At 58.9% G+C, this 23,711-nt stretch carries 27 protein-coding genes and 1 tRNA gene; 4 read left to right on the top strand and 24 right to left on the bottom strand.

Annotation, left to right across the window (positions count from 1 at the left end; genetic code table 11):
* Positions 1–97: 97 nt before the first annotated feature.
* The 20 genes from BLW22_RS23265 to BLW22_RS23360 all read right to left on the bottom strand — a co-directional run bounded on the left by BLW22_RS23265 (position 98) and on the right by BLW22_RS23360 (position 15,164).
* On the bottom strand, positions 98–481 hold the full coding sequence (locus BLW22_RS23265; RefSeq protein ID WP_074847541.1) for a MerR family transcriptional regulator: 384 nt from the start codon (positions 479–481) through the stop codon (positions 98–100).
* Positions 482–645: 164 nt separating this feature from the next.
* Positions 646–1,224, bottom strand: a complete 579-nt coding sequence (locus tag BLW22_RS23270; RefSeq protein WP_065925899.1) for an NAD(P)H-dependent oxidoreductase — start codon at positions 1,222–1,224, stop codon at positions 646–648.
* Positions 1,225–1,416: 192 nt separating this feature from the next.
* A tRNA-Lys gene (locus BLW22_RS23275) sits at positions 1,417–1,492 on the bottom strand.
* Positions 1,493–1,555: 63 nt separating this feature from the next.
* Positions 1,556–2,233 carry a 7-cyano-7-deazaguanine synthase QueC gene (gene queC, locus BLW22_RS23280; protein ID WP_074847542.1) on the bottom strand — a complete coding sequence of 226 codons (678 nt, stop codon included), beginning with the start codon at positions 2,231–2,233 and terminating at the stop codon, positions 1,556–1,558.
* Position 2,234: 1 nt separating this feature from the next.
* Positions 2,235–2,882, bottom strand: coding sequence for a 7-carboxy-7-deazaguanine synthase QueE (gene queE, locus BLW22_RS23285; protein ID WP_027605545.1), 648 nt, complete (start codon positions 2,880–2,882; stop codon positions 2,235–2,237).
* 163 nt (positions 2,883–3,045) lie between these two features.
* Positions 3,046–3,882, bottom strand: a complete 837-nt coding sequence (gene ybgF / locus BLW22_RS23290) for a tol-pal system protein YbgF (RefSeq protein ID WP_027605544.1) — start codon at positions 3,880–3,882, stop codon at positions 3,046–3,048.
* A 6-nt stretch (positions 3,883–3,888) separates the two neighbouring features.
* Positions 3,889–4,389: a peptidoglycan-associated lipoprotein Pal gene (gene pal, locus BLW22_RS23295; protein WP_003209827.1), complete on the bottom strand. Its 501-nt coding sequence runs from the start codon at positions 4,387–4,389 to the stop codon at positions 3,889–3,891.
* 55 nt (positions 4,390–4,444) lie between these two features.
* Complete coding sequence (gene tolB, locus BLW22_RS23300) at positions 4,445–5,725, bottom strand: Tol-Pal system beta propeller repeat protein TolB (protein ID WP_043293513.1); 1,281 nt, start codon at positions 5,723–5,725, stop codon at positions 4,445–4,447.
* A gap of 17 nt (positions 5,726–5,742) precedes the next feature.
* On the bottom strand, positions 5,743–6,816 hold the full coding sequence (gene tolA, locus BLW22_RS23305; RefSeq protein ID WP_065947883.1) for a cell envelope integrity protein TolA: 1,074 nt from the start codon (positions 6,814–6,816) through the stop codon (positions 5,743–5,745).
* Positions 6,816–7,268 carry a protein TolR gene (tolR, locus tag BLW22_RS23310; protein WP_161793227.1) on the bottom strand — a complete coding sequence of 151 codons (453 nt, stop codon included), beginning with the start codon at positions 7,266–7,268 and terminating at the stop codon, positions 6,816–6,818. The genes tolA and tolR overlap by 1 nt, the downstream gene beginning before the upstream one ends.
* Before the next feature lie 23 nt (positions 7,269–7,291).
* Complete coding sequence (gene tolQ / locus BLW22_RS23315; protein ID WP_053135845.1) at positions 7,292–7,987, bottom strand: protein TolQ; 696 nt, start codon at positions 7,985–7,987, stop codon at positions 7,292–7,294.
* A 1-nt stretch (position 7,988) separates the two neighbouring features.
* Positions 7,989–8,444, bottom strand: a complete 456-nt coding sequence (gene ybgC / locus BLW22_RS23320; RefSeq protein ID WP_032890914.1) for a tol-pal system-associated acyl-CoA thioesterase — start codon at positions 8,442–8,444, stop codon at positions 7,989–7,991.
* Between the two features lie 140 nt (positions 8,445–8,584).
* Complete coding sequence (ruvB, locus tag BLW22_RS23325; protein WP_065925895.1) at positions 8,585–9,643, bottom strand: Holliday junction branch migration DNA helicase RuvB; 1,059 nt, start codon at positions 9,641–9,643, stop codon at positions 8,585–8,587.
* On the bottom strand, positions 9,644–10,255 hold the full coding sequence (gene ruvA, locus BLW22_RS23330; protein WP_003175802.1) for a Holliday junction branch migration protein RuvA: 612 nt from the start codon (positions 10,253–10,255) through the stop codon (positions 9,644–9,646).
* A gap of 67 nt (positions 10,256–10,322) precedes the next feature.
* Entirely contained in the window at positions 10,323–10,847 is a 525-nt protein-coding gene (ruvC, locus tag BLW22_RS23335; RefSeq protein ID WP_065925894.1) for a crossover junction endodeoxyribonuclease RuvC, read from the bottom strand.
* Between the two features lie 157 nt (positions 10,848–11,004).
* Positions 11,005–11,751, bottom strand: a complete 747-nt coding sequence (locus BLW22_RS23340) for a YebC/PmpR family DNA-binding transcriptional regulator (RefSeq protein WP_027605539.1) — start codon at positions 11,749–11,751, stop codon at positions 11,005–11,007.
* Positions 11,752–11,886: 135 nt separating this feature from the next.
* Positions 11,887–13,662: an aspartate--tRNA ligase gene (gene aspS, locus BLW22_RS23345; protein ID WP_027605538.1), complete on the bottom strand. Its 1,776-nt coding sequence runs from the start codon at positions 13,660–13,662 to the stop codon at positions 11,887–11,889.
* 107 nt (positions 13,663–13,769) lie between these two features.
* Entirely contained in the window at positions 13,770–13,991 is a 222-nt protein-coding gene (locus BLW22_RS23350) for an FmdB family zinc ribbon protein (protein WP_010208103.1), read from the bottom strand.
* Between the two features lie 178 nt (positions 13,992–14,169).
* Complete coding sequence (locus tag BLW22_RS23355; RefSeq protein ID WP_065925893.1) at positions 14,170–14,511, bottom strand: ribbon-helix-helix domain-containing protein; 342 nt, start codon at positions 14,509–14,511, stop codon at positions 14,170–14,172.
* A 179-nt stretch (positions 14,512–14,690) separates the two neighbouring features.
* On the bottom strand, positions 14,691–15,164 hold the full coding sequence (locus BLW22_RS23360) for a Dps family protein (protein WP_065925892.1): 474 nt from the start codon (positions 15,162–15,164) through the stop codon (positions 14,691–14,693).
* A gap of 428 nt (positions 15,165–15,592) precedes the next feature.
* Here BLW22_RS23360 and BLW22_RS35735 point away from each other — a divergent pair, with 428 nt between their 5' ends.
* Entirely contained in the window at positions 15,593–16,195 is a 603-nt protein-coding gene (locus BLW22_RS35735) for a cold-shock protein (protein WP_005790922.1), read from the top strand.
* Between the two features lie 69 nt (positions 16,196–16,264).
* On the opposite strand, the gene BLW22_RS23370 is transcribed toward BLW22_RS35735, so the two are convergent.
* Both BLW22_RS23370 and BLW22_RS23375 read right to left on the bottom strand, forming a co-directional pair.
* A complete protein-coding gene (locus BLW22_RS23370) occupies positions 16,265–16,471 on the bottom strand; it encodes a SlyX family protein (protein ID WP_065925891.1) in 207 nt (68 codons plus the stop codon).
* 3 nt (positions 16,472–16,474) lie between these two features.
* Positions 16,475–16,900, bottom strand: a complete 426-nt coding sequence (locus BLW22_RS23375; RefSeq protein ID WP_065925937.1) for an HIT domain-containing protein — start codon at positions 16,898–16,900, stop codon at positions 16,475–16,477.
* A 745-nt stretch (positions 16,901–17,645) separates the two neighbouring features.
* Here BLW22_RS23375 and BLW22_RS23380 point away from each other — a divergent pair.
* Positions 17,646–18,938 (top strand): OprD family porin, encoded by a 1,293-nt coding sequence (locus BLW22_RS23380; RefSeq protein ID WP_027605533.1) that lies wholly within the window; start codon positions 17,646–17,648, stop codon positions 18,936–18,938.
* Positions 18,939–19,124: 186 nt separating this feature from the next.
* Here BLW22_RS23380 and BLW22_RS23385 read toward each other — a convergent pair whose 3' ends face one another.
* Positions 19,125–19,967, bottom strand: a complete 843-nt coding sequence (locus tag BLW22_RS23385; RefSeq protein ID WP_065925890.1) for a mechanosensitive ion channel family protein — start codon at positions 19,965–19,967, stop codon at positions 19,125–19,127.
* Between the two features lie 135 nt (positions 19,968–20,102).
* Positions 20,103–20,588 (bottom strand): YajQ family cyclic di-GMP-binding protein, encoded by a 486-nt coding sequence (locus BLW22_RS23390; RefSeq protein WP_053135814.1) that lies wholly within the window; start codon positions 20,586–20,588, stop codon positions 20,103–20,105.
* Between the two features lie 123 nt (positions 20,589–20,711).
* Between BLW22_RS23390 and BLW22_RS23395 the strand changes: the two genes are divergently transcribed.
* A complete protein-coding gene (locus BLW22_RS23395; protein ID WP_065925889.1) occupies positions 20,712–21,629 on the top strand; it encodes a putative 2-dehydropantoate 2-reductase in 918 nt (305 codons plus the stop codon).
* A 46-nt stretch (positions 21,630–21,675) separates the two neighbouring features.
* Positions 21,676–23,709 carry a sensor histidine kinase gene (locus tag BLW22_RS23400; protein ID WP_065925888.1) on the top strand — a complete coding sequence of 678 codons (2,034 nt, stop codon included), beginning with the start codon at positions 21,676–21,678 and terminating at the stop codon, positions 23,707–23,709.
* Positions 23,710–23,711 lie beyond the last annotated feature (2 nt).

Raw genomic sequence — 23,711 nt, forward strand, 5'->3', positions numbered from 1 at the left:
GGAACGGACGACGCCGGCCATAGCCATTGAGTAACCAGGGGTTGCCGGCGTTTCCGAACAGCACACAACGCTTCATGAGGTCATGCAGCACGTTCGTTCAGGCCGTTTTGGAAAGATGTTCAAACTGGCATTGATACTGGGCGTCCTTGAGGCTGCTCTCGAACTGTTCAAGGCCGTCGTAGATACTTTGCAAGCCTTCGATCTGGTTTTTCAGTTCCAGCTTTTTATCCGCAATCGCCTGGTTGGCCAAATCCCACGGCAGCTCCTGGCCCCGGTGATCCTGAAGGATCGCCTGCATTTCCTTGAGCTTGAAGCCCAACTGCTGAGCGCATTTGATAAACGTCAGCAGCTCAACGCTTTGCTGGCTATAGACCCGATACTTCCCTTCGCGCACCGGCGGCGGCAGCAAACCAATGTCTTCATAGTGGCGGATCGTCTTGACTGTCGTGCCCGACAACTGGGCAGCTTTGCCGATATACATGTAAAAGTCCTTTTTTTATGGCGCAGAAGAGGCGCGTACTTTGGCGCGCCGCATCTTCACACATGTCTACGGGGTCGGAAACCCGAAGGTGGCAAAAGGCAGTGTAATTGGCAGGGATAAAGCCGGCATCGCCTGCTGCAAGGCGATGCTGTGCAACGGCTATGTCAGCGGCAAGCAATAGCCTGGGCTTGCTTGAGCCAGGCTTCGCGCTGGGAGTCGCCGGAACCGAGGATCGGCCCGAACGTGAGGGTCTTCAATGGTTTGATGCCGCAGAACTCCAGGGTAGTCTTGCGCATCTGGTGCAGGCCCGGCATGCAGTAGACCCACTTGTAGTACCACGGCGGGGTATCCATCGTGACCAGCAGGTGGGCCGTGCGCCCCTTCAAAAGCTTGTCGGGAAAGGCTTTGCCTTCGCGATACTTGAAGGCAAATCCGGGAAGGAATATTCGATCGAAGAAGCCTTTCATCAGGGCCGGAATTCCGCCCCACCAGATGGGATAGACAAACGCCAGGTGCTCAGCCCACGTGATATCGGCCTGGGCCTTGAGCAGATCGGGCTCCAGCAACTGAACCTGTTTGTAGCCATCGTGCAGCACTGGATCAAACCGCAGTGCATCCAGGCGTAACAGACGCACATCGTGCCCGGCCTCTGTGGCCGCCTTCACATAGGTGTCGGTCAATGCCCCACAGAAACTGTCGGTTGAGGGGTGCCCCAGAATCACCAGTACTCGCTTGCTCATCATCACTTCATCCTGAAAAGTCGAGCGGGCAGGATAGGGTGTGCCCGTAACAGGAGAGTCAACAGGGAGGTTTGCCAAATGCTGGTATAGCTTGGGTGCATTGCGCACCGGCAGGTAAGCACCAAATCGCAGGCAAAAAAAAACCCGGAAATCCTCACTTGCGTGGGCCTTCCGGATTTTCTAAACCGCCAAAAATGGTGGGTCGTGTGGGATTCGAACCTACGACCAATTGGTTAAAAGCCAACTGCTCTACCAACTGAGCTAACGACCCGCTGTGTGGTGGCGCGTATAATACTGATTTCTAAGGATTATTCAACACCTTATTTGAAATAAATCAGAAATAACGCGTCGGGTCCGTAATTCCGGCCATTTGGAAGCCCTCTGCACGCAGCCGGCAGCTGTCGCATTTCCCACAGGCACGGCCGTCATCGTCTGTCTGATAGCAGGAAACTGTCAGCGAGTAATCGACACCGAGTCCTACGCCAGCCTTCACGATAGCGGCCTTGCTCAGGTTTTGCAGCGGTGCCTGGATCCGGAAACCCTGCCCTTCTACCCCGGCTTTTGTCGCCAAATTGGCCATACGCTCGAACAACTCGACGTATTCGGGGCGGCAGTCCGGGTAGCCGTTGTAATCAAGCGCGTTAACCCCGATGAAGATGTCACGGGCACTCAGAACCTCCGCCCAGCCCAGGGCCAGGGACAGGAACACGGTGTTGCGTGCCGGTACGTAGGTAACCGGGATGCCTTGGGTGGGGGCCTCAGGGACGTCGATAGTGCTGTCGGTCAAGGCCGAGCCACCCATGCCGTCGAGGTTCAGGCCAATCACCTTGTGTTCGACCACGCCCAAGTCTCGGGCCACACGGGCGGCTGCATCCAGCTCGGCGCGGTGGCGCTGACCGTAGTCGAAGCTCATGGTGTAACAGCTGTAACCTTCGGCGCGAACCATGGCCACTAGCGTTGCGGAATCGAGGCCACCTGACAGCAGGATGACCGCGCGCTTTTGATCAGTCATCTCAGCGCCCCGGTTCGTCGTTCCACAGGTATTTATGCAGCTGCAATTGCAGGCGTACGGGCAGGTTATCGGCAACCACCCAGTCGGCCAGATCGCGCGCGTTCAGGTCGTGGTGGCTGGGAGAGAACAATACCTCACCGGCACGGCGGTCAAGGCCGTACTGGATCAGCTTGGAATTGGCCCAGTCGTAGTCTTCACGGGAACAAATCACGAACTTGACCTGATCGTTGGGCGTCAGCAGTTCGATGTTCTCGTAGCGGTTGCGGTGCACTTCCTTGGAGCCCGGCGTCTTGAGGTCAACCACTCGGCTGACACGCGGGTCTACAGCGGAAATATCCAGGGCCCCACTGGTTTCCAGGGAGACCTCGTAACCGGCATCACACAGCTGTTTGAGCAAGGGGATGGCATTGGGCTGGGCCAGGGGCTCGCCACCCGTTACACAGACGTAGCGGGGCCGGTAGCCGGCAACCTGCTCCAGGATGTCTTCGAGGGTGCGCACAGTGCCGCCACTGAAGGCGTAGGCGCTGTCACAGTATTGGCAACGCAAGGGGCAACCGGTCAGGCGCACAAAAACCGTGGGCAGGCCAGCGGTTCGCGTTTCACCCTGTAACGAGTAAAAAACTTCGGTGATGCGTAATGTGTCTTGCATAGTCGCCACGGGCGTAACAGCTAAACAGGCTGTCCGCCTCCGTCAGGCACTTCAAGGAACCCCGCCAACGCGTAGGCCCCAGGAAGCGTGTGTCATAAAAGGGCGTGGATTCTAACGAAAAAACCCGCGCCAGGCGCGGGTTTCTTCTAAACGGCTGCATCGCTTACAAGCGTTGCAGATCCCGTTGGGCCAACTGTGCAGCGGAGGTACCCGGATATTGGGCTACGACCTGCTGCAGAATGCCTTTGACCTTGTCGGTATGACCCAGGCGGCGCTCTACGTCAGCGAGTTTATACAGCGAGTCGGGCACCTTGGCGTGCTTGGGGTACAGCTGGCTGACCTTGGCAAATGCCTGGCCCGCCCCCTGCAGATCACCCTTTGCCAGATTCACCTCGCCCAACCAGTATTGGGCGTTGCCCGCGTACTGGCTGTTTGGGTAGCGGCCCAGGAAGGCGGTAAAGGCTTTGCTGGCCTTATCGAAATCCTTGGCCTTGATCAGGTCGAAGGCTGCATCGTAATACAGCTTTTCCTTCGCCGGATCACCCGGTTCACTGCTGGCGGCAGGGGCTTGGCTCGCAGCGGCGGCCCCTGCTGCTGCACCACCGATAGCCGCGCTGGGCGCGCCACCGGCAGAAGAATTATCAGGAGTAGCGGCAGGTGTAACACCGGCTCCTATACGTCGATCAAGATCCTGGTAACGCTCCAGGCCTTCCTGCTTCAGCTGACGCACCTCATTTTGCAGAACTTCAATGGTGCCTTGTTGCTGCGCCAATTGATCCTGCATGCGTTGCAGCTGGTTGAACAGTTCGCCCTGTGCCGAGGGAGCGGACGTAGCCGCCCCCCCAGCATAGGCGCCATTCGTGCCATAACCCGCTGGCGGATAACTGCTCCCGCTATTGTTATAGCCAGAGTTGCTATCTTCCACAGGAACCGCAGCCCACACCGCAAGCGGGGCGAGGCTGAGAGCCAATACAGTTAGAGCACGACGGCACGTTCGCATGACGAATTACTTACGCAGTTCGACGCGACGGTTTTGAGCCCAGGACTGCTCGTCGTGGCCAGTAGCAACTGGACGCTCTTTACCGTAGGAAACCAGTTCCAGTTGGCCTGGAGCAACACCTTGCAGTACCAGGTAGCGCTGAACGGCTTTCGCACGACGCTCGCCCAGTGCCATGTTGTACTCACGAGTACCACGTTCGTCAGTGTTACCTTCCAGAACAACGCGAGCGCCGTTAGCTTTCAGGTCCTTCGCGTGAACGTCCAGAGCGCGCATGGCTTCTGGTTTCAGGTCCGAACTGTCGTATTCGAAGTAGAAAGTGGTGATAGCGCGCAGAGCAGCTTCTTCGCTCAGGGAGCCGTCAACTGCACCAGTGTTAGCGCCGTAACCAGCGTTTGGATCAACAGCTGCGCCTTCACCGGCATTGTCGCCGCCTTTAGACGAGCAACCAACGGCTACGGACAGAGCCAGAGCCAGAGCAGCAAACTTACCAAACTTCAGCATTTCCATCGTGAAACTCCTAATGAACCCCAGTGTGTTAAGTACTTCTTTTTGTAGCGCCGCGTCAGTTCAGGTAAGGGGACCAGGACGGTTCTCTGACTTCGCCTTGTGCGGTAGGAAGCGGGAGCCTTACGCGTCCATTAATGGACACGAGCATCAAGACTCCCCGGCCCTGCTGGCGGGTGGCGTAGATTACCATGGTGCCGTTGGGCGCAACAGTAGCTGACTCATCAAGGTTGGTATCTGTGAGGATTTTTACCGTTCCACGCTGCAAATCCTGGGCCGCAACCCGGAAATTAGTGAAACCATCCTGACGGTGAATCATCACCAACGTCTTTTCATCAGCCGAAAGCTTAGGATTGGCGTTGTAGTTACCGATAAAGGTCACGCGTTCCGCGCCCCCACCGCCAACGCTGGTCTTGTAGATCTGTGGCTTGCCGCCGCGGTCCGAGGTGAAGTAGATGGTCGAACCATCCTTGCCCCAGAACGGTTCGGTGTTGATACCAGGACCGCTGGTCACGCGGCTGATCTGGCGCGAAGCCATGTTCATCACGTAGATGTCCGGGTTGCCGTCCTTGGACAGTACGAATGCCAGGCGCGAACCATCCGGCGACCAGGCCGGTGCACCGTTGAGGCCTTCAAAGTTGGTGATCTGCTCACGACGGCCAGTATCGATGTGCTGGACGAAGATACGCGGACGCTTCTGTTCGAAAGACACGTAGGCAATACGCTTGCCGTCCGGCGCGAAGCGCGGCGACAGGATTGGCTCACGGGATTGCAGCAAGGTCACTGCCCGCGCACCGTCGTAGTCCGAACGCTGCAGGGTGTAGCGAGTGTTGTCTACGGAGAAACGCTCGGCCGTTACATAAAGCAGGCGTGTCGAGAACGCCCCCTTGATACCGGTGAGTTTTTCAAACGACTGGTCCGAGATGTAGTGGGCCATGTCGCGCAGTTGTTCGGCGGTACCCGATACGCTGCCGGTCAGGACCTGCTGCTCAGTGGCCACGTTGAACAAGGTGTACTGGATCTGCAGGCGACCGCCGGCCGGCGTGATGCTGCCGACCATCAGGTACTGCGCGCCCACCGCTTTCCAATCACGGAAGATGACTTCGCTGGCCTGGGTCGGCTGGCTGATCATGTTGCCTTTCGGAATCGGTGCGTAGTAACCGGAATTGCGCAGGTCGTCGCTGACGATCTGGGCCATGTCGTCCGGCAGCACGCTGCCGCCCTGCCAGCCAAACGGCACTACCGCGATCGGGGTGGCCCGATCGCTGCCGCTGGTGACCAGGATGTTCTTTTCATCCGCCGCCGCTATCCCTGCCATACAGCAAATAACGACAAGCATTCCTCGAAGAAGGTTTCTCACAAGGCTAGATCCTCAGGTGTGAATGTCATCTTGAATGAACGATAGGGAGCGAAGTCGCTTGGTTTCATTCCCTGCATCTCGGTCAACCGGCCAATATTCTTGACCGCGGCAACCGCCGAACTGTCGAACGAACCGTCACCACTGGACTTGGCCACACTGACCGAAGTCACCGTACCGTCCGGCAACATGCCGATCTGCAGCACTACTGTCATGCCTTTGCGTGCCGAAGGTGGACGTGTCCAGCCTTCTGCTGCCCGCGCCCGAATCAGGTCGTCGAAACTGCCCGCGACTTCATCACCACGTTCATCGGCCAAGGCTTGCTGACGCTGCGGCGTGTCAGAGAGCAAATCTGCCAAGGCCTGGGCCTTTTTCTCTTCGGCGGATTTACGCGCTGCTTCCTGGGCCTTTTTCTTGCTGGCATCGGCGGCAGCTTTCTTCTTCGCGTCGTCGGCGATTTTCTTCTTCGCCTCGTCTGCTTCAGCTTTTTTCTTGGCGTCTTCGGCGGCTTTCTTCTTCGCGTCTTCGACTATTTTCTTCTTGGCGTCTTCAGCGGCCTTTTTCTTGGCCTCTTCTTCGGCAGCCTTCTTGGCTTCTTCTTCAGATTTCTTCTTGGCTATATCAGCCAATTGTTTCTCTTCAGCTTTTTTAGCTTCGGCAGCTTTCTCGGCTTTCTTGGCTTCATCAGCCTTTTTCGCCTCGTCGGCCTTCTTGGCTTCGTCAGCCTTTTTCGATTCCTCGGCCTTTTGAGCCGCCTCTTCTTTCTTTTGTTCCGCAGCAGCCTTCACCGCTTCCTGCTCGACCTTCTTCTGTTCCATCTGTTCGACTTCAGTCTGGCGCGCAGCCGACTTCTGGGCCTCACCCGCAATCTTCTGATTGGTCTGGGTGGTGGCCTGGCTTTTCGATTTCAGCTGATACAGGGTCGCCTGCACGATCGGCTTGGCTGGCGGCAGGTCCGGGGTCATGGCAAAGCTGACGAACAACATGCCAAAGACCAGGACGTGCAGGGCAATTGCCCAGACGCTAGGCCAGAAGAAGCTTTCCGAGGCGGACGGCTCTCGCTGTTGCTGCATCAGGGCGCCTCGGTAATCAAGCCAACGTTACCGACGCCGGCCTTCTGCAGCCCGCCCATGGCGCCCATGACGGAACCGTAGTCGACCGACTTGTCGCCGCGGATGAACACCTGGGTGTGCTTGCCGCCTTCGTTGCCGGAGCGAATGATCTTGGTCACCGCATCGGTCATCGCCGGCAGGGTCAAGGCCTTGTCCTGTTGCTTCTGGGTGTCGACTTCGCTGCCAAGGTTCCAGTAATAGGTCTTGTCAGCCTTGATCGAAATGGTCAGGACCTGAGTGTTGTTGTCCTGCGGCAAGGCTTCACTGGAAACCTTGGGCAGATCAACCTTCACGCCCTGGTTGAGCATCGGCGCGGTCACCATGAAGATCACCAGCAGCACCAGCATCACGTCGATGTAGGGTACTACGTTCATCTCGGCGACCGGCTTGCGCTTTTTGCGAGCTCGAGCGATTAAAGCCATTGGGAATTACCTGCTTATTCTTCGCTGGTGTGCACTTTACGGTGCAGGATCGCCTGGAACTCATCGGCGAAGGTGTAGTAACGGCTGATCAACGTTTCGCTGGTTGCAGCAAAGCGGTTGTAGGCAATTACTGCGGGGATAGCGGCGAACAGGCCGATCGCGGTGGCGATCAGGGCTTCGGCAATACCCGGGGCCACGGTGGCCAGGGTCGCTTGCTGGGCCTGGGCCAGGCCGCGGAACGAGTTCATGATCCCCCACACCGTACCGAACAGGCCGATGTACGGGCTGACGGAACCGACGGTAGCGAGGAACGGCAGGCTCTGCTCCAGTTTCTCTTCTTCACGGGAAATGGCGACGCGCATGGCACGGGCCACGCCTTCCATGACCGCTTCCGGATCAACACCCGGCTGCTGGCGCAGGCGCGAGAATTCCTTGAAGCCCGCGCGGAAGATCTGCTCGACGCCCGAGTCCGGGTCCGGGTTGCTGCCGGCCTGGCGGTACAGCTTGGACAGGTCGATACCCGACCAGAAGCGCTCTTCAAAGCTCTCCAGGGCACGTCGACCGGCGCGCAGCAGGTTGCTGCGCTGAAAAATCATGACCCAAGAGGTAACCGATGCGGCTACCAGGGTCAGCATCACCAGTTGAACCACGACACTGGCATTGCTGACCAGGCTCCACATGGAGGAATGGTCGACGACGGTAGGTTCCACGCTAAATCTCCTGCTTTGATTGTTTACCCGCGCCGCTCACGGCGGCAAAGGCCGCACGTAGAGTTTCGGGAATGGCCCGAGGTTTCAAACTATTGGTGCGCACACACGCCACCAGGAACTGCCCCTCACAGAGCAGCGTTGCATCCGTTGCCCGCCTGACCTGCTGCTTGAAACGCAGGCTGGCACGGTTCAATTCGATTACTTCAGCGCTGACCAGCAGCTCGTCGTCCAGTCGCGCCGGTGCGTGGTAACGCGCCTCGCTGGAATGCACGACGAATAACAGGTCCTCCCCTGCCAGCTGGGATTGGGCAAAGCCCAGCTCCCGTAGCCGCTCGGTACGAGCCCGCTCCATGAACTTGAGATAATTGACGTAATACACGATGCCGCCGGCATCGGTGTCCTCGTAATAAACGCGACAGCGATGTGCGAACGACTGATCCCCGTTTTGCGCGCGCATACTCTAGTGCTTACTCCTCAGGTTGCCAATCCGGTGGGGCAACTGTTTTTTCATTCTCGAAAAACATATCCAGTGACTGAATGACGACGCCAGCCACTAGGACAGCACAAACATCGAATAAATCGACTGGCGTGAAGCTTTTAATCGTCCACTGCATCAAGGAATTCGTCTACCACGGGCATCTCCCCCAATCGTGACGGAATGTTTAACCCGAAGTGCAGATAGGCATGGCGCGTCACCACCCGCCCCCTTGGCGTACGCATGATATAGCCCTGCTGGATCAGGTACGGCTCCAGCACATCTTCGATGGTATGGCGCTCTTCACTGATGGCCGCCGCCAGGCTGTCGACACCCACCGGGCCGCCGTCGAACTTCTCGATCATGGTCAAGAGCAGGCGTCGATCCTGATGATCGAAGCCGTGCTCGTCCACATCCAGCAGGTTCAAGGCCAGGTCCGCCACGGCCTTGGTGATATGCCCCTTGGCCCGTACTTCGGCAAAGTCACGCACACGACGCAACAAGCGGTTGGCAATCCGTGGCGTGCCCCGGGCCCGACGAGCGATTTCAAACGCGCCCTCCGGGTCCAGGGGCAGGCCGAGAATACTGGCCGAACGGCTGACAATGGTCGCCAGATCGGTAGTGCTATAGAACTCCAGACGTTGAACGATGCCGAAACGGTCTCGCAGCGGGTTGGTCAGCATGCCCGCACGGGTCGTCGCGCCCACCAGCGTGAACGGTGGCAAGTCGAGCTTGATCGAGCGGGCCGCCGGGCCTTCGCCGATCATGATGTCGAGCTGGAAATCTTCCATCGCCGGGTACAGCACTTCCTCGACGATAGGCGAGAGCCGGTGGATCTCGTCGATGAACAGCACGTCATGGGGCTCGAGGTTGGTGAGCAACGCCGCCAAATCACCTGGCCGCTCCAGCACCGGGCCGGAGGTGGACTTGATCGACACGCCCATTTCCTGGGCAATGATGTTGGCCAGGGTGGTTTTACCCAGCCCCGGCGGGCCGAAGATCAAGGTATGGTCCAAGGACTCACTGCGCCCGCGCGCGGCCTGGATAAACAACTCCATCTGCTCGCGCACGGTGGGCTGGCCGATGTAGTCGGCAAGGCTCAAGGGCCGGATGGCGCGGTCCTGGACTTCTTCACGGTCACGAGGCCCGGTGGCCGCGATCAGACGATCAGCTTCAATCACTTAAATCATTCCCTTCAGGGCTCGGCGGATCATGTCTTCGCTGCTCAGGTTCTTGTCCTTGATGGCCGAGACGGCCTTGCTGGCCTCCTGGGGTTTGTAGCCCAGGGAGATCAGCGCACTGACGGCGTCGCTTTCAGCACTCGCGACCTGGCCCGCCGGCATATCCGGCTGGTTCGGCACCAGGGCGAACATGCTCGGCACCACTTCCCAGGCCTTGAAGCGGTCCTTGAGTTCTACCAACAGGCGCTCGGCGGTTTTCTTGCCCACGCCCGGTACCTTGGTCAGCGCTGAGGTGTCCTGGGCCGAAACGGCTCGTACCAGCTCATCCACTTCCAGGCTCGACATCAACGCCAGGGCCAATTTAGGCCCCACGCCATTAAGGCGAATCAGTTCGCGGAAGAAGTCGCGGTCGCGCTTGCCAATGAAACCATAGAGTAGTTGCGCGTCTTCGCGCACCACCAGATGGGTATGCAGCGTTATAGGTTCACCGACCGACGGCAGGCGGTACAGGGTGGTCATGGGCACTTCCAGCTCATACCCCAGCCCGTTTACATCCAGAATCAGGTGCGGCGGCTGTTTCTCAGCCAGGGTGCCGCGCAAGCGTCCAATCACGGTTCAGATCCTTAAAGCTTGGGGTCAGAGCGAGGCCTGACCGGAAATAACGATTGCGCTGATGCTATCAGAGACGCAGGCGCCCGCCACGACTGCGTGCCATGCCCAGGCCGTGAGGCAGCAGGCTGGAGCGCGTGTGTGCATGGCAAATGGCAATGGCCAGGGCGTCGGAGGCATCGATCTGCGGCTTTGAGGTGAGCTTGAGCATGTGCATGACCATCATCTGCACCTGCTCTTTATTGGCCGCACCGGTGCCGACCACGGCCTGCTTGACCTGGGTCGCGGTGTATTCGGCGATTTCCATGCCCTCTTCGGCCCCTGCCACGATGGCGGCGCCACGGGCTTGTCCGAGTTTAAGGGCTGAGTCGGCGTTTTTTGCCATGAACACTTTTTCGATGCCCATGGTGACCGGTCCGTAGGTCTGGATCACTTCACGCACGCCGCGATAGACGATCTGCAGGCGCTCAGCCAACTCGCCTGCGCCGGTACGGATACAGCCCGAAGCGACGTAGACGCAGCCGCGCGGGGTGTGTTGCACCACACCAAAACCGGTGATGCGCGAACCGGGGTCGATACCTAGGATTAAAGTCATAACGCCTGCAGGTCGGATAAACACATTTTTTGATACATCGTAGTTCTAATGTGGGAGGGGGCTTGCTCCCGATGGCGATCGTCCAGTTAGACATAGGCTGACTGATACACCGCCATCGAGAGCAAGCCCCCTCCCACATTTGGATCTACGTCATTCTTCAGCCTAGCTGTTCGGCCACGGATTCCGGGATGTCGGCGTTGGAATACACGTTCTGTACATCATCCAGGTCTTCGAGCATATCGAGCATCTTCAGCACTTTCTGCGCACCGTCCAGGTCCAGCTCGGCACTGGTGGTCGGCAGCATCACGATCTCGGCGTCGGAGCCTTTGAAACCGGCCGCTTCCAGGGCATTACGCACGGCGTAGAAGCCGGCGAACGAGGTAAACACGTCGATGGAGCCATCTTCATTGGTCACCACGTCGTCGGCATCCGCCTCCATCGCCGCTTCCATCAGCGCATCTTCATCCACACCCGGCGCGAAGGAGATCTGCCCCTTGCGTTCGAACAGGTAGGCCACCGAACCGTCAGTCCCCAGGTTGCCGCCACACTTGCTGAACGCATGACGCACGGCGGCGGCAGTACGGTTGCGGTTATCGGTCATGCATTCGACCATCACCGCCACGCCACCCGGGCCGTAGCCTTCGTAGGTCAACTCGACCATGTCGTCGGTGTCGGCAGCGCCGGCCCCACGGGCCACGGCACGGTCGATAATGTCACGACTCATATTGGCGCCGAGGGCCTTGTCCAGGGCCAGGCGCAGACGCGGGTTGGAGCCCGGGTCACCCCCGCCCTGGCGGGCAGCGACCGTCAGCTCACGGATCCACTTGGTAAAAATCTTGCCTTTCTTGGCATCCTGACGCTCTTTGCGGTGCTTGATGTTCGCCCACTTGGAATGGCCAGCCATAACACAACTCCGAAATTCTCTAGAAACCTTATCAACCCCACCCCGGGTGGGATACACCCCTTGTAACGCAAAGGCGCATCCGAAGATGCGCCTTTTTAGACTGCGTAAACCTCAGTGCGCTTTCACGCAGCAGCCTTACTCAGCCTTCGGCGTCTCGCGCAGGCGGATATGCAGCTCGCGCAATGCCTTGGCATCCACCACACCCGGAGCCTGGGTCATGACGTCCGCAGCACTCTGGGTTTTCGGGAACGCGATCACTTCACGGATCGACTGGGCACCGGTCATCAGCATCACCAGGCGGTCGAGGCCGAAAGCCAGGCCACCGTGGGGCGGCGCCCCGTATTTCAAGGCGTCGAGCAGGAAGCCGAACTTCTCTTCCTGTTCCGCTTCGTTGATGCCCAGCAGGCGGAAGACCGCTTGTTGCATCTCTTTGCGGTGGATACGGATCGAACCGCCACCCAGCTCAGTACCGTTCAACACCATGTCATACGCGCGGGACAGCGCGCCTGCCGGGTTGGCTTCCAGCTCTTCGGGCGAGCACTTCGGCGCGGTGAACGGGTGGTGCAAGGCGCTGAAGCTGCCGTCATCGTTCTCTTCGAACATCGGGAAGTCGACGACCCACATCGGTGCCCACTTGCAGGTCAGCAGGTCCAGGTCGTGGCCCAGCTTGATCCGCAGCGCGCCCAGGGCTTCGCTGACGATCTTGGCTTTGTCGGCGCCGAAGAACACGATGTCGCCGTCGACCGCGCCCACGCGATCCAGGATCACATTGAGGTTGGCTTCCGGGATGTTCTTCACGATTGGCGACTGCAGGCCTTCAACACCCTTGGCGCGCTCGTTGACCTTGATATACGCCAGGCCCTTGGCACCGTAGATGCCGACGAACTTGGTGTAGTCGTCGATCTGCTTGCGCGGCATGCTCGCGCCGCCAGGCACGCGCAGGGCGGCGATGCGGCATTTCGGGTCGTTGGCGGGGCCGCTGAACACCTTGAAATCAACTTCGGTGAGCTGGTCGGCCACGTCCACCAGTTCCAGCGGGTTACGCAGGTCTGGCTTGTCCGAACCGTAGCGGCGCATGGCTTCTTCGAAGGTCATGTGCGGGAATTCGCCGAACTCCAGGTCCAGCACTTCCTTGAACAGGTTGCGGATCATCTGCTCGGTGATGCCCATGATCTCTTTTTCATCGAGGAAGCTGGTCTCGATGTCGATCTGGGTGAATTCCGGCTGGCGGTCGGCGCGCAGGTCTTCGTCGCGGAAGCACTTGGCGATCTGGTAGTAACGGTCGAAACCGGCCACCATCAGCAGCTGCTTGAACAGCTGCGGCGACTGCGGCAAGGCGAAGAAACTGCCGGCGTGGGTACGGCTAGGCACCAGGTAGTCACGCGCGCCTTCCGGGGTGGCCCGGGTCAGGATAGGCGTTTCGACGTCAAGGAAGCCGTTCTCGTCGAGGAAGCGGCGGATGCTGGTGGTCATGCGCGAACGCAGGCGCAGCTTCTCGGCCATTTCCGGACGACGCAGATCCAGGAAGCGGTAGCGCAGGCGGGTTTCTTCGCCGACGTCGGAGTATTCGTTCAACGGGAACGGCGGGGTTTCCGATTCGTTCAGTACTTCCAGCTCGTAGCCCAGCACTTCGATCGCACCGGACGCCATGTTCGCGTTCACGGCACCGGCCGGACGCAGGCGAACCTTGCCGGTGATCTTCACGACGTACTCGCTGCGCACACGGTCAGCGGCGGCGAAGCTTTCGGCGCGATCCGGATCGAATACCACCTGGGCCAGGCCATCACGATCACGGATATCGAGGAAGATCACCCCGCCGTGGTCGCGGCGACGGTGAACCCATCCGCAAAGGGTGATTTCCTGACCATCCAGGGTCTCGTTCAGTTGGCCGCAATAGTGGCTGCGCATCATGGTAGTGGTTTCACTTCTCGTAATTCGAAATTCGGTGGAGGCCTGCCTCGTCACCGTACATTAAAGCAGGGGACGGATAATGCAGGAGCCTGCGCATGGAGTTCAACTCAGTCTGCTTTGTCGCCGCCCGCCAGGTTCTTCTTCGAACCGGTCTTGAAATCGGTCTCGTACCAGCCGCTGCCGCTCAGGCGGAAGCCCGGCATGGACAACATCTTCTTGAGCTCGGGTGCCTGGCAGGCCGGGCAATCGACCAGCGGCGCTGCGCTGATCTTCTGGATGGCTTCCAACTGATGTCCACAGGAAGCACATTGATAGTCATACATGGGCATGGCGATGTCTCGGCGGTCGATCGTTACTGTGCCGCGCCCGCTCCTGATAAAGAGCAGAGGGAGAAAGCCCCGGCAGCAGCAAAGCGCGGGATTATATCTGGTAAATCAAGGCAGCGCAGCCGGCTTTCTGCCCGGGGCAGGCCCACCTCGACAGCGGACCTGCCCCGAGGCCTGCCGATTACTCAGGGCTTGGCGAGGCAGCACGGCCCTTTAACAGATGAACCACACACACTACCCTGACCAACCCACTGAAGTTCTTCACTCCTCCATACCGCAAGTGCACTTCCCGATCGACATAGGACAGCAATGCACTGACAGAGCAGGCATTGATCCTGGCTATTTCCGTGAGGATATTCCAATAGATCTGCTCAAGCCGAAGACAAGTGGAAAATCCGTTGAGCCTTACCGATCGGGACAATGGCTTGGCCAGCCCCATATCGAACCCCTTGGCGAAGGGGTCGACGCTTATCTTGTGGAAACCACCGGTTTCCATCACTCCCACATCCACTCCACGTGACATACACCTGACACTCCATTGCCAAACAACAGCCCATGGGTTCTCCCATTGGACAGTGGCCCTATAAGACAGCAGGACGAGGCAGGCAGCCAGAAGACGGGGCGTTGATAGGCGTAGGACAACGCCAGGAAATGCGTGGAAACAAGCAAGTGGCGCCACAACGGCGCCACTGTGGCTGTCGTTTACTGGCTTTCGAGCAGGGAACGCAGCATCCACGCGGTTTTCTCGTGAACCTGCATGCGCTGGGTCAGCAGGTCCGCGGTCGGCTCATCGCTGACCTTGTCGAGCAACGGGAAAATACCACGTGCGGTACGCGTGACCGCCTCCTGGCCCGCCACCAGTTGCTTGATCATCTCTTCTGCGCTGGGAACACCCTCTTCTTCCTTGATGGAGGAAAGGCGGGCATAGATCGAATAGGCGCCCGGTGCCGGGAAACCCAGGGCACGGATACGCTCGGCTATGGCGTCCACCGCCAGCGCCAGTTCGTTGTACTGCTCTTCGAACATCAGGTGCAGCGTACGGAACATGGGGCCCGTGACGTTCCAATGGAAGTTGTGGGTCTTCAGGTACAGTACATAGGTATCGGAAAGCAGCCGTGAAAGCCCATCGACGATGGATTTACGATCTTCTTCACTGATACCGATATCGATTGCCATGTTTATCCCCTTCAATTGACAAGCATTCATTGATCAGGTGCACGACTACTCTAGCAATAGCGCCGCAGAGACGCAGCCCGACACCCTCGGGCGACATGCGGCAAATCGCCCCTGCACGACCTGTCAGCCCGTGCAGTACAAGCCTTTGGGCATGTCGGAAATTTTCTTTAAGGCCGCCAGAAACCCCTGCACATGTCTAGGACAAGCGTTTCACGCAGAAATGCCACGCCCCTTTCAACCGCGGAAAATGCTCGATTTGAGTAGGCACGGCCTTTGCTGTTAAATAGGCAGCGTGTCGCCGTCGTTAATTTCCACGGCAAGCGGCATAGGCTGATACCCGCGCACGTGCCCAACGCCTCCCATTGTTCAGAAGCGAACCGTGCCAGTCAGCTCTTCCTTGTGATCCGTCTTAACGTGAGTTAATCAAAATGTTGAAAATCGTCCACCTGCTAACGGGCGTTGCAGCGTTGCTGCTGTCCTTTATCCCGAGCCTGCAGCCTGAAAGCCTGCCCTACCTGCAACAACACGACGCTCTGTACCTGGCCTTGTTCGGCCTTCTTAACCTGACGCTCGCTCCCGTAATCCCTTACTGGAACAAAGGCACACGTCATCAACTGCAAAACCTGGTCAGCGCGCTGCTGGTACTGACCGTTGTCGTACAAACCCTCACCCTCCTGGCACCTATGCCTGAAGTGGGCGGCCATCCGGCCATCCTGCTCAGCCTGGTGATTGCTGTGGTCGCTATCGTTCTTCACCTGGCCATCAGCTTCTACCGTTCGTCCCCGGCGGCCGCGTCGCAAAACTACGACATGACCAATCGGGATACCGGTACCGTCAAGTGGTTCAACACCTCCAAAGGCTTCGGCTTTATTTCCCGCGATTCGGGCGACGACATCTTCGTCCACTTCCGGGCTATCCGTGGCGAAGGTCATCGCGTCCTGGTGGAAGGCCAGCGCGTGGAGTTCTCCGTGATGAATCGCGACAAAGGCCTGCAAGCCGAAGACGTGATCGCAGCCCTGCCGCGTCGCTGATTCCAGCCGTCGCAGCAAAAAAACCGCGATCCAGCCTTGGCTGGGTCGCGGTTTTTTATTGCACTCGGATTAATAGTGCGGTGGCGGCGCCTCTTCTTCGGACGTCTCGAACTGGCCGCCCATTTCTTCCTGACGCTTGAGCAGCGCGGTCATCTGCAGCTGCAGGCGTTCAACCGCGCGCTGCTGGACGACCAGGATGTCATTGAGGGTCTCGATGGTGTCGTCCTGAAAGGCCAGGCGGCTCTCCAGATCGGTAACGCGGTCTTGCAAGTCCATGGTTCAACCCTGGGTAAAGATAAAGTCGGCAGGCAGCAACGCGTGCAGGCGCACACGAATGGCCGCCACTTGTTCTTCAGTGTACGGCTGGGCCGGATGCTTGCCCCAAACCGGCGCAGGCCACGCGGCGTCATCACGCTTACGTACGATCACATGCACGTGCAATTGGCTGACGACATTGCCCAGCGCACCGATATTCATCTTGTCGGCGCCCAGGCCTTCGTTGAGTAACTGCGCCAGCAACGTAGTTTCCTTCCAGAGGATCTGTTGATCTGCGACATCCAGCTGAAACACTTCGCTGATACCGTTGATGCGTGGCACCAGGATGAACCAGGGGTAATTCGAGTCATTGGACAGCAGCAGGCGGCACAACGGGAAGTCCCCGATCACCAGTGTGTCTTGTTGCAGGCGTTGGTCTAAGGCGAACACCACGGGCACTCCGTTTGGCAGGTCAAGTTCCGGCGCCCAGCATACCTTTGAATGCAGGCGGCTTCACGGCGAATACGGGAGAGCCCCGGCGCATCCGGAGAAAAAAACCGCACCCTTTCGATGCAGGCGAATAATTGAGCTACGCTAACTCGGGCCTCACCGGGATGCACCAAAATGACCCACTTGTGCCTCAAAGAGATCCGCCAACTACCCACTCATGGGGGTGGACCGGTAACGTTTTCCTCGGGCAACGTTTTTTTTGCCCCCCCAACAGCGGTAACACACGGGCGTCAAGCCCAAACCAAACGGCGTAAAAAGCCCGTACTTATGCGGTTTTTACACCGTCGTAACGTTTTTCACGAAAAAATGACATTCAGTTACCAGTTTGGGCGCGCTTGTTGCATTCACCCCCCTATCGTCGACAACGGCACCTGCAGGGAAGTGAGTGTTTCGCGATAAAAAACAGTGGCGTTTCAATGCATACCAAGGAAGACGACAAACTCTGAAAGACGTTTGAAAACAGCATTGAAGTTGTCAGTCCCGTTACATTCGGACTGTGAATTTGCGACATGGAACTAGCAATTTACGACAGCCTCGTAAAGAAGCTGAAAGGAAAGATGGGTAAGTATCGTCAATAGAGTCTGCGTGATATAACTTTGCGCCGACACAAAAAAGAAAGAGCCGCCCAGATAAAAATACAGGTGGGACGGCAGTACTCTTCCTAAAACCAAAGGAGCAAATCACGATGCGCGTGATGAAGTGGAGCATGATCGCCCTGGCTGTTTCAGCAGGCACCTCGCAGTTCGCAATGGCGTCCGCCCAGGACGATTCCAAGGGCTTTATCGAGGACAGTACAGCCAGCATTCTGACGCGGGCCCTGTATTTCAGCCGTGACCGCCGTAACCACGGTGCAGAACAAAGCCGTATCGAAGAAACAGGCCTTGGCTTCCACGGCCTCTTCAGCTCGGGTTACACCCAAGGCACCATCGGTGTCGGTGTCGACGTGATCGGCCTGCTGGGCGTCAAGCTGGACAGCGGCAAAGGCCGTGCCGGCACCGGTCTGTTCCCAGAGGGTTCCGACGGCCGTTCGCAGGATGACTACTCCAAAGGCGGCGCAGCCATCAAGTTCCGTATGTCCAATACGGTCCTGAAGATCGGTGATCAGTACACCACCGCTCCAGTGTTCGCTTCCGATGACAGCCGTTTGCTGCCGGAACTGCCGCAAGGCATCTCCATCACCAGCAACGAAATCAAAGATCTGAAACTGGAAGCCGGTCACTTCACCTCGATCGTTGCCCAGGATCAAACCTACCGCGACAGTATCGCCAGCTCCGAACCAGGCTCGAGCCGTGGCCTGCGAGACGCCAACTTCGTGGGCGGCGTGTACTCCTGGACCCCAGAGTTCACCACCAGCCTCTACTACTCGAAAGTGGAAGACTACTGGAAGAAGATCTACGCCAACGTCAACTGGACCCACGCGCTCAGCGATGACCAGTCCGTGGCTGTCGACTTCAACATCTACGACACCAAGAGCGACGGCGCCGGCCTGGTCCGTGCTGACAAAGACAGCACCACCAAGCTCGACAACCGTGCGTTCAGCCTGCAAGGCGCGTACACCATTGGCGCTCACACCTTCACCCTGGCAGCACAGAAGGTCAGCGGCGACGGCCAGTACGGCTACGGCGTAGACGGCGGCGGCACGATTTTCCTGGCCAACTCCATCGCCCGCTCCGACTTCAACGCTGAAGACGAGAAGTCCTACCAGGCTCGCTATGACCTGAACATGGCGACCTTTGGCATCCCAGGCCTGAGCTTCATGACTCGTTATGTGAAAGGTACCGGCGCCAACACCTCGACCACTAACAATGGTAAAGAGTGGGAACGCGACATCGAAGCCAAATACGTGATCCAGAGCGGTCCAGCCAAAGACCTGAGCCTGCGCGTACGTCAGGCGACCTATCGCTCATCTGATCAGGTTTACTCGGGTTCCCTCGACGAACTGCGTCTGATCGCGCAATACCCGCTGAACATCTTGTAATTGCCGGTTCAATTACAACGATGACTTAAGGCTCCGGCCTTAAACAAAAAAGCCGCTCCCCTGTTTACAAGGGAGCGGCTTTTTCATTGCAGTTTTATTTCAGTAAATAACTAGCAAGCTAACTAACGAGATTCAAGTGACACGTTTAACCTGACCTTTCGGCCAAGTTAAACGCGCTTCTTTCACTTACTTCGGAGCTGCTTCCTGCATCACTCGAATAACGCGCTGCGGAAATGGAATATCAATCCCCGCAGCCTTTAAACGATCACGCGCCAGTTCATTCAACATGAACACTACATCCCAATAATCCGGGGTATTGGTCCAGCAGCGCAGGGAAACAGTGATCGAGCTATCGCCCAAGGTCGACACCACGGCCACCGCAGCAGGATCCGTCAGTACACGCGGATCTTTTGACAGCTCCAGCAGCACTTCACGAGCCTTTTGCAGATCCGCCTCGTAGTCCACACCCACATCAAAGACCACCTTGCGGGTCGGCTGACGGTTGGTGTTGGTGATGATGCCGTTGGACAGGATGCCGTTGGGCACGATGACGGTCTTGTTGTCACCGGTACGCAGCACGGTGTGGAAGATTTGGATGCTATCGACGGTCCCGGAGGTGCCCTGGGCCTCGATCCAGTCACCAATGCGGAACGGGCGGAACAACAGAATCAGCACACCACCGGCAAAGTTCGCCAGGCTGCCTTGCAACGCCAGGCCGATGGCCAGGGTAGCGGCACCGATGGCGGCGACGAACGACGTGGTCGCCACGCCGATCATCGAGGCCACACTGACAATCAGCATGACTTTCAGCGCGATGTTCGCCAGGCTGGTGATGAAGTGCTGCAGCGCCAGGTCCGCGTTACGCATGGCCAGCAGGCGGCCCACGCGGTGGGTCAATACGTTGATCAGCCACCAGCCAATGGCCAGGGTGATCACCGCCAGCAACACCCGGCTGCCGTATTCCATGATCATCGGGATCCATGACTGCGAGGTCTTGATCAAGTGATCCATTTCAGCGTTTAAATCCATGTAGCTTCTCCTGTATGGCGAATGTGCGGCTTATTGCCTGCCTGAAAACGCAAATGAGCCCCGTAGGGCTCAAGAGCAGGCGCTGGCTCTGGGGCGTGGGACGCCGAAAACGCCCGCAGGTTCCCCAATGTGCCATCAGTCGCGGAAGTTATTGAACTGCAGCGGCATGTCGAAGGTCTTGGCGCGCAGGGCGGCAATGGCATCCTGCAGGTCATCACGCTTCTTGCCGGTGACACGAACCTGCTCACCCTGGATGGCCGCCTGGACTTTCAGCTTGGCATCCTTGATATGGGCAACGATCTTCTTTGCCAGCTCCTTGTCGATACCTTCCTTGAGTACGGCTTCCTGCTTCATCAGCTTGCCGGAGGCGTAGGCGTCCTTGATTTCAAGGCACTGCGCGTCGATCTTGCGCTTGACCAAAGACAGCTTGAGGATCTCGATCATCGCTTCCAGCTGGAAATCGGCTTCAGCGGTCAGGTTGACGGTCAGTTCCTTTTCCTTGAATTCGAAGCTGCCCTTGCCTTTCAAGTCATAGCGGCGGTCCAGCTCCTTGACGGCGTTCTCGACGGCGTTGGTGACTTCGTGTTTGTCCAGTTCAGATACCACGTCGAACGAAGGCATGTGATTTCTCCAATATAAGGGGCGGGCTCAGTAGAGATGGAGCGCGCCAGAGCTAAAATGCCGGGGCATTATAGCGGTTCTTTCGTCCCGTTCACTGTGAGCGACCCTACGGAGCAGAAACTGATGTCGACCACCTGGCATATTCTTGGCGCGGGCAGCCTGGGCACACTGTGGGCCACCCGCCTGGCTCGTGCCGGCTTACCCGTCAGGTTGATCCTGCGCGATGCCACGCGCCTGGCCAGCTACCGGGCTTCACCCGGCTTGACCCTGGTGGAACACGGCGTCGCCCATACCTACCCGGTGTTCGCTGAAACGCCCTACAGCCCCGAGCCGATTCATCGCCTGCTGGTAGCGTGCAAGGCCTACGACGCCCAGGGCGCTGTCGCACAACTGCAACACCGCCTCGCACCGGACGCCGAGCTGATCCTGCTGCAGAACGGCCTCGGCAGCCAAGACGCGGTGGCCGCGCAACTGCCCCAGGCGCGCTGCATTTTTGCCTCCAGCACCGAAGGCGCGTTTCGCGACGGTGACTGGCGCGTGGTGTTCGCCGGCCATGGCTACACCTGGCTGGGGGACGCGAGCCACCCTACTCCGCCGCTGTGGCTGGATGACCTGCACGCTGCGGGCATCCCCCACGAATGGAGTACCGACATCCTGACGCGCCTGTGGCGCAAACTGGCGCTCAATTGCGCGATCAACCCGCTGACGGTGCTTTACCAGTGCCGCAATGGCGAACTGCAGAGCCATCAATGTGAAGTCGCGACCCTGTGTGCCGAGCTTGGCGAACTGTTGGAATGCTGCGGCCAACCCGCCGCCGCGCGGGATCTGCACCAGGAAGTGGAACGGGTTATCCAGGCCACGGCCGCCAATTATTCCTCCATGTACCAGGACGTGGCCAACGCCCGCCGCACCGAAATCAGCTACTTGTTGGGCTATGCTTGCCAGGCGGCCGCCCGTCACCAATTGAGCCTGCCCCATGTGCAACAACTGCAAGTGCGCCTGGTCGAGCAGTTACTTGCACGCGGATTGCCCCGCGACTGAGGCACGCGCTACCCTGCCCGCCTGTCTATCACCTGGGAAAACCCTGATGCCGCTGCGCCAGCGTCTAGAAAACCTACCGGTCGGGCAGAAACTGCTGGCCGCCCTGCTGGTGCTGCTGACCACCGTCCTGCTGGTGGCCAACCTGACCTTTATCAGCGCCGCCTACTGGATCTCCCAGGAAAGCATGGCCCCCCAGGCCTTGCAGGCCATCGGCCGGCTGGTATCCAACCCGGCTCTCGCCGCCGAAGCCCTTGAATCCCCGGCCAAGGCCGATGCGCTGCTCAATGAACTGACCAGCTATTCGCCTCTGCGCGCCGCCGCCCTGTACGACGGCGAAGGCAATCGCCTGGCGCAGATGCAACACGGCGATCGCCTGCACCTGCCGGACAACTACCGGCATATCGAAGCCTGGCGCGTGACCGAATTTCGCAGTAACCAGGTCATCACCCTGCCCCGTCCCGGCCAACCGTCCGGCCACCTGCTGCTGGTGGCCAGCAGTGAGCTGCCGGTGGCCTTCTATACCGGCACATTGACGGCGAGCCTGGGCATCCTGATTTTCAGTGTGCTGCTGTGGTTGATCATCGCCCGGCAGATCAAACGCCTGATCACCCGGCCGATCCATGAACTCGAAGAGCTGTCACGCCAGGTCACCCGCGAAGAGAACTACGCCCTGCGTGCCGGCAGGGGCAACCGCGATGAAATCGGCAGCCTCGCCGAAGCCTTCAACACCATGCTGTCGCGCATCGAAGCCCGGGAGCAGCAGCTCAAGCGCGCGCGGGACGACTCCCAGGCGGCCTACGACCAGGCACAAGGCCTGGCCGAAGAGACACGCCACACCAACCGCAAGCTGGAGCTGGAAGTCCAGGTGCGCAGCAAGATCGAGAAAAAGCTCACCGGTTTCCAGAACTACCTCAACAGCATCATCGACTCGATGCCTTCGGCACTGATCGCCCTGGACGAACAGCTCTACGTCACCCAATGGAATCAGGAGGCCACGGCCCTGTCCGGCACGCGCCTGGATGAAGCGCTGAATCAACCGATCTACCTCGCCTTCCAGCCGCTCAAGCCGTACCTGCCGCAGATCAAGGCCACGGTGGAACAACACACGGTGGAACGCATCGAGCGCGTCACCTGGATCAAGGACGACGAACCCAAGCATTACGCCCTGACCTTCTACCCGCTGATGGGCGGTGCCGGGCGCGGTGTAGTGATCCGTATCGACGACATCACCCAGCGCCTGTCACTGGAAGAGATGATGGTGCAGTCGGAAAAAATGCTCTCCGTCGGCGGACTTGCCGCCGGCATGGCCCACGAGATCAACAACCCGCTGGGGGCGATCCTGCATAACGTGCAGAACATTCGCCGGCGCCTGTCCCCCGACTTGCCCAAGAACCTGGAACACGCCGAACAGGTGGGGGTTGAGCTGGACACCGTTAACCGCTACCTGCAAAGCCGCGAAGTGCCGCAACTGCTCGACGGTATCCAGCAGGCGGGGGCACGGGCGGCGAAAATCGTCACCCACATGCTCAGCTTCAGCCGCCGCAGCAACCGGCAGATGGCGCCTTGCGACCTGCCGGCGCTGATCGACCAGGCGGTAGAAATCGCCGGTAACGACTTTGACCTGGCCATTGGCTTCGATTTCAAGGGCCAGGCAATCATCCGTCAGTTCGACCCGCAACTGGGCCCCGTGCCCGGCACGGCCAACGAACTGGAACAGGTGCTGCTCAACCTGCTGAAAAACGCCGCCCAGGCCATTCACCTGCGCGAGGACGACAGCGAACCGGGGCGCATCATCCTGCGCACGCGCCTTAACCCGCCGTGGGCGGAAATCCAGGTGGAAGACAATGGCATCGGCATGAGCGAAAACGTGCGTAAACGCACCTTCGAGCCGTTCTTTACCACCAAGGAAATCGGCCAGGGCACCGGGCTTGGGCTGTCGGTGTCGTACTTCATCATCACCAACAACCACAAGGGCCAGATGGAGGTGCATTCCACCCTCGGCCAAGGCACCTGCTTCACCTTGCGCCTGCCCCTGGCGGGCCAACTGCCACCTTACGAACTCACCCAACTGGAGCACTGACC

Origin of the sequence: Pseudomonas marginalis (assembly GCF_900105325.1) — a bacterium.
Lineage (GTDB): Bacteria > Pseudomonadota > Gammaproteobacteria > Pseudomonadales > Pseudomonadaceae > Aquipseudomonas > Aquipseudomonas marginalis.

Coding starts and splice junctions, on each gene's coding strand:
- BLW22_RS23265 (WP_074847541.1), bottom strand. CDS start 481: ATGTATATCGGCAAAGCTGCCCAGTTGTCGGGCACGACAGTCAAGACG.
- BLW22_RS23270 (WP_065925899.1), bottom strand. CDS start 1,224: ATGATGAGCAAGCGAGTACTGGTGATTCTGGGGCACCCCTCAACCGAC.
- queC (WP_074847542.1), bottom strand. CDS start 2,233: ATGACTGATCAAAAGCGCGCGGTCATCCTGCTGTCAGGTGGCCTCGAT.
- queE (WP_027605545.1), bottom strand. CDS start 2,882: ATGCAAGACACATTACGCATCACCGAAGTTTTTTACTCGTTACAGGGT.
- ybgF (WP_027605544.1), bottom strand. CDS start 3,882: ATGCGAACGTGCCGTCGTGCTCTAACTGTATTGGCTCTCAGCCTCGCC.
- pal (WP_003209827.1), bottom strand. CDS start 4,389: ATGGAAATGCTGAAGTTTGGTAAGTTTGCTGCTCTGGCTCTGGCTCTG.
- tolB (WP_043293513.1), bottom strand. CDS start 5,725: ATGCTTGTCGTTATTTGCTGTATGGCAGGGATAGCGGCGGCGGATGAA.
- tolA (WP_065947883.1), bottom strand. CDS start 6,816: ATGCAGCAACAGCGAGAGCCGTCCGCCTCGGAAAGCTTCTTCTGGCCT.
- ybgC (WP_032890914.1), bottom strand. CDS start 8,444: ATGCGCGCGCAAAACGGGGATCAGTCGTTCGCACATCGCTGTCGCGTT.
- ruvC (WP_065925894.1), bottom strand. CDS start 10,847: ATGACTTTAATCCTAGGTATCGACCCCGGTTCGCGCATCACCGGTTTT.
- BLW22_RS23340 (WP_027605539.1), bottom strand. CDS start 11,751: ATGGCTGGCCATTCCAAGTGGGCGAACATCAAGCACCGCAAAGAGCGT.
- aspS (WP_027605538.1), bottom strand. CDS start 13,662: ATGATGCGCAGCCACTATTGCGGCCAACTGAACGAGACCCTGGATGGT.
- BLW22_RS23350 (WP_010208103.1), bottom strand. CDS start 13,991: ATGCCCATGTATGACTATCAATGTGCTTCCTGTGGACATCAGTTGGAA.
- BLW22_RS23355 (WP_065925893.1), bottom strand. CDS start 14,511: ATGTCACGTGGAGTGGATGTGGGAGTGATGGAAACCGGTGGTTTCCAC.
- BLW22_RS23360 (WP_065925892.1), bottom strand. CDS start 15,164: ATGGCAATCGATATCGGTATCAGTGAAGAAGATCGTAAATCCATCGTC.
- BLW22_RS35735 (WP_005790922.1), top strand. CDS start 15,593: ATGTTGAAAATCGTCCACCTGCTAACGGGCGTTGCAGCGTTGCTGCTG.
- BLW22_RS23370 (WP_065925891.1), bottom strand. CDS start 16,471: ATGGACTTGCAAGACCGCGTTACCGATCTGGAGAGCCGCCTGGCCTTT.
- BLW22_RS23380 (WP_027605533.1), top strand. CDS start 17,646: ATGCGCGTGATGAAGTGGAGCATGATCGCCCTGGCTGTTTCAGCAGGC.
- BLW22_RS23385 (WP_065925890.1), bottom strand. CDS start 19,967: ATGGATTTAAACGCTGAAATGGATCACTTGATCAAGACCTCGCAGTCA.
- BLW22_RS23390 (WP_053135814.1), bottom strand. CDS start 20,588: ATGCCTTCGTTCGACGTGGTATCTGAACTGGACAAACACGAAGTCACC.
- BLW22_RS23395 (WP_065925889.1), top strand. CDS start 20,712: ATGTCGACCACCTGGCATATTCTTGGCGCGGGCAGCCTGGGCACACTG.
- BLW22_RS23400 (WP_065925888.1), top strand. CDS start 21,676: ATGCCGCTGCGCCAGCGTCTAGAAAACCTACCGGTCGGGCAGAAACTG.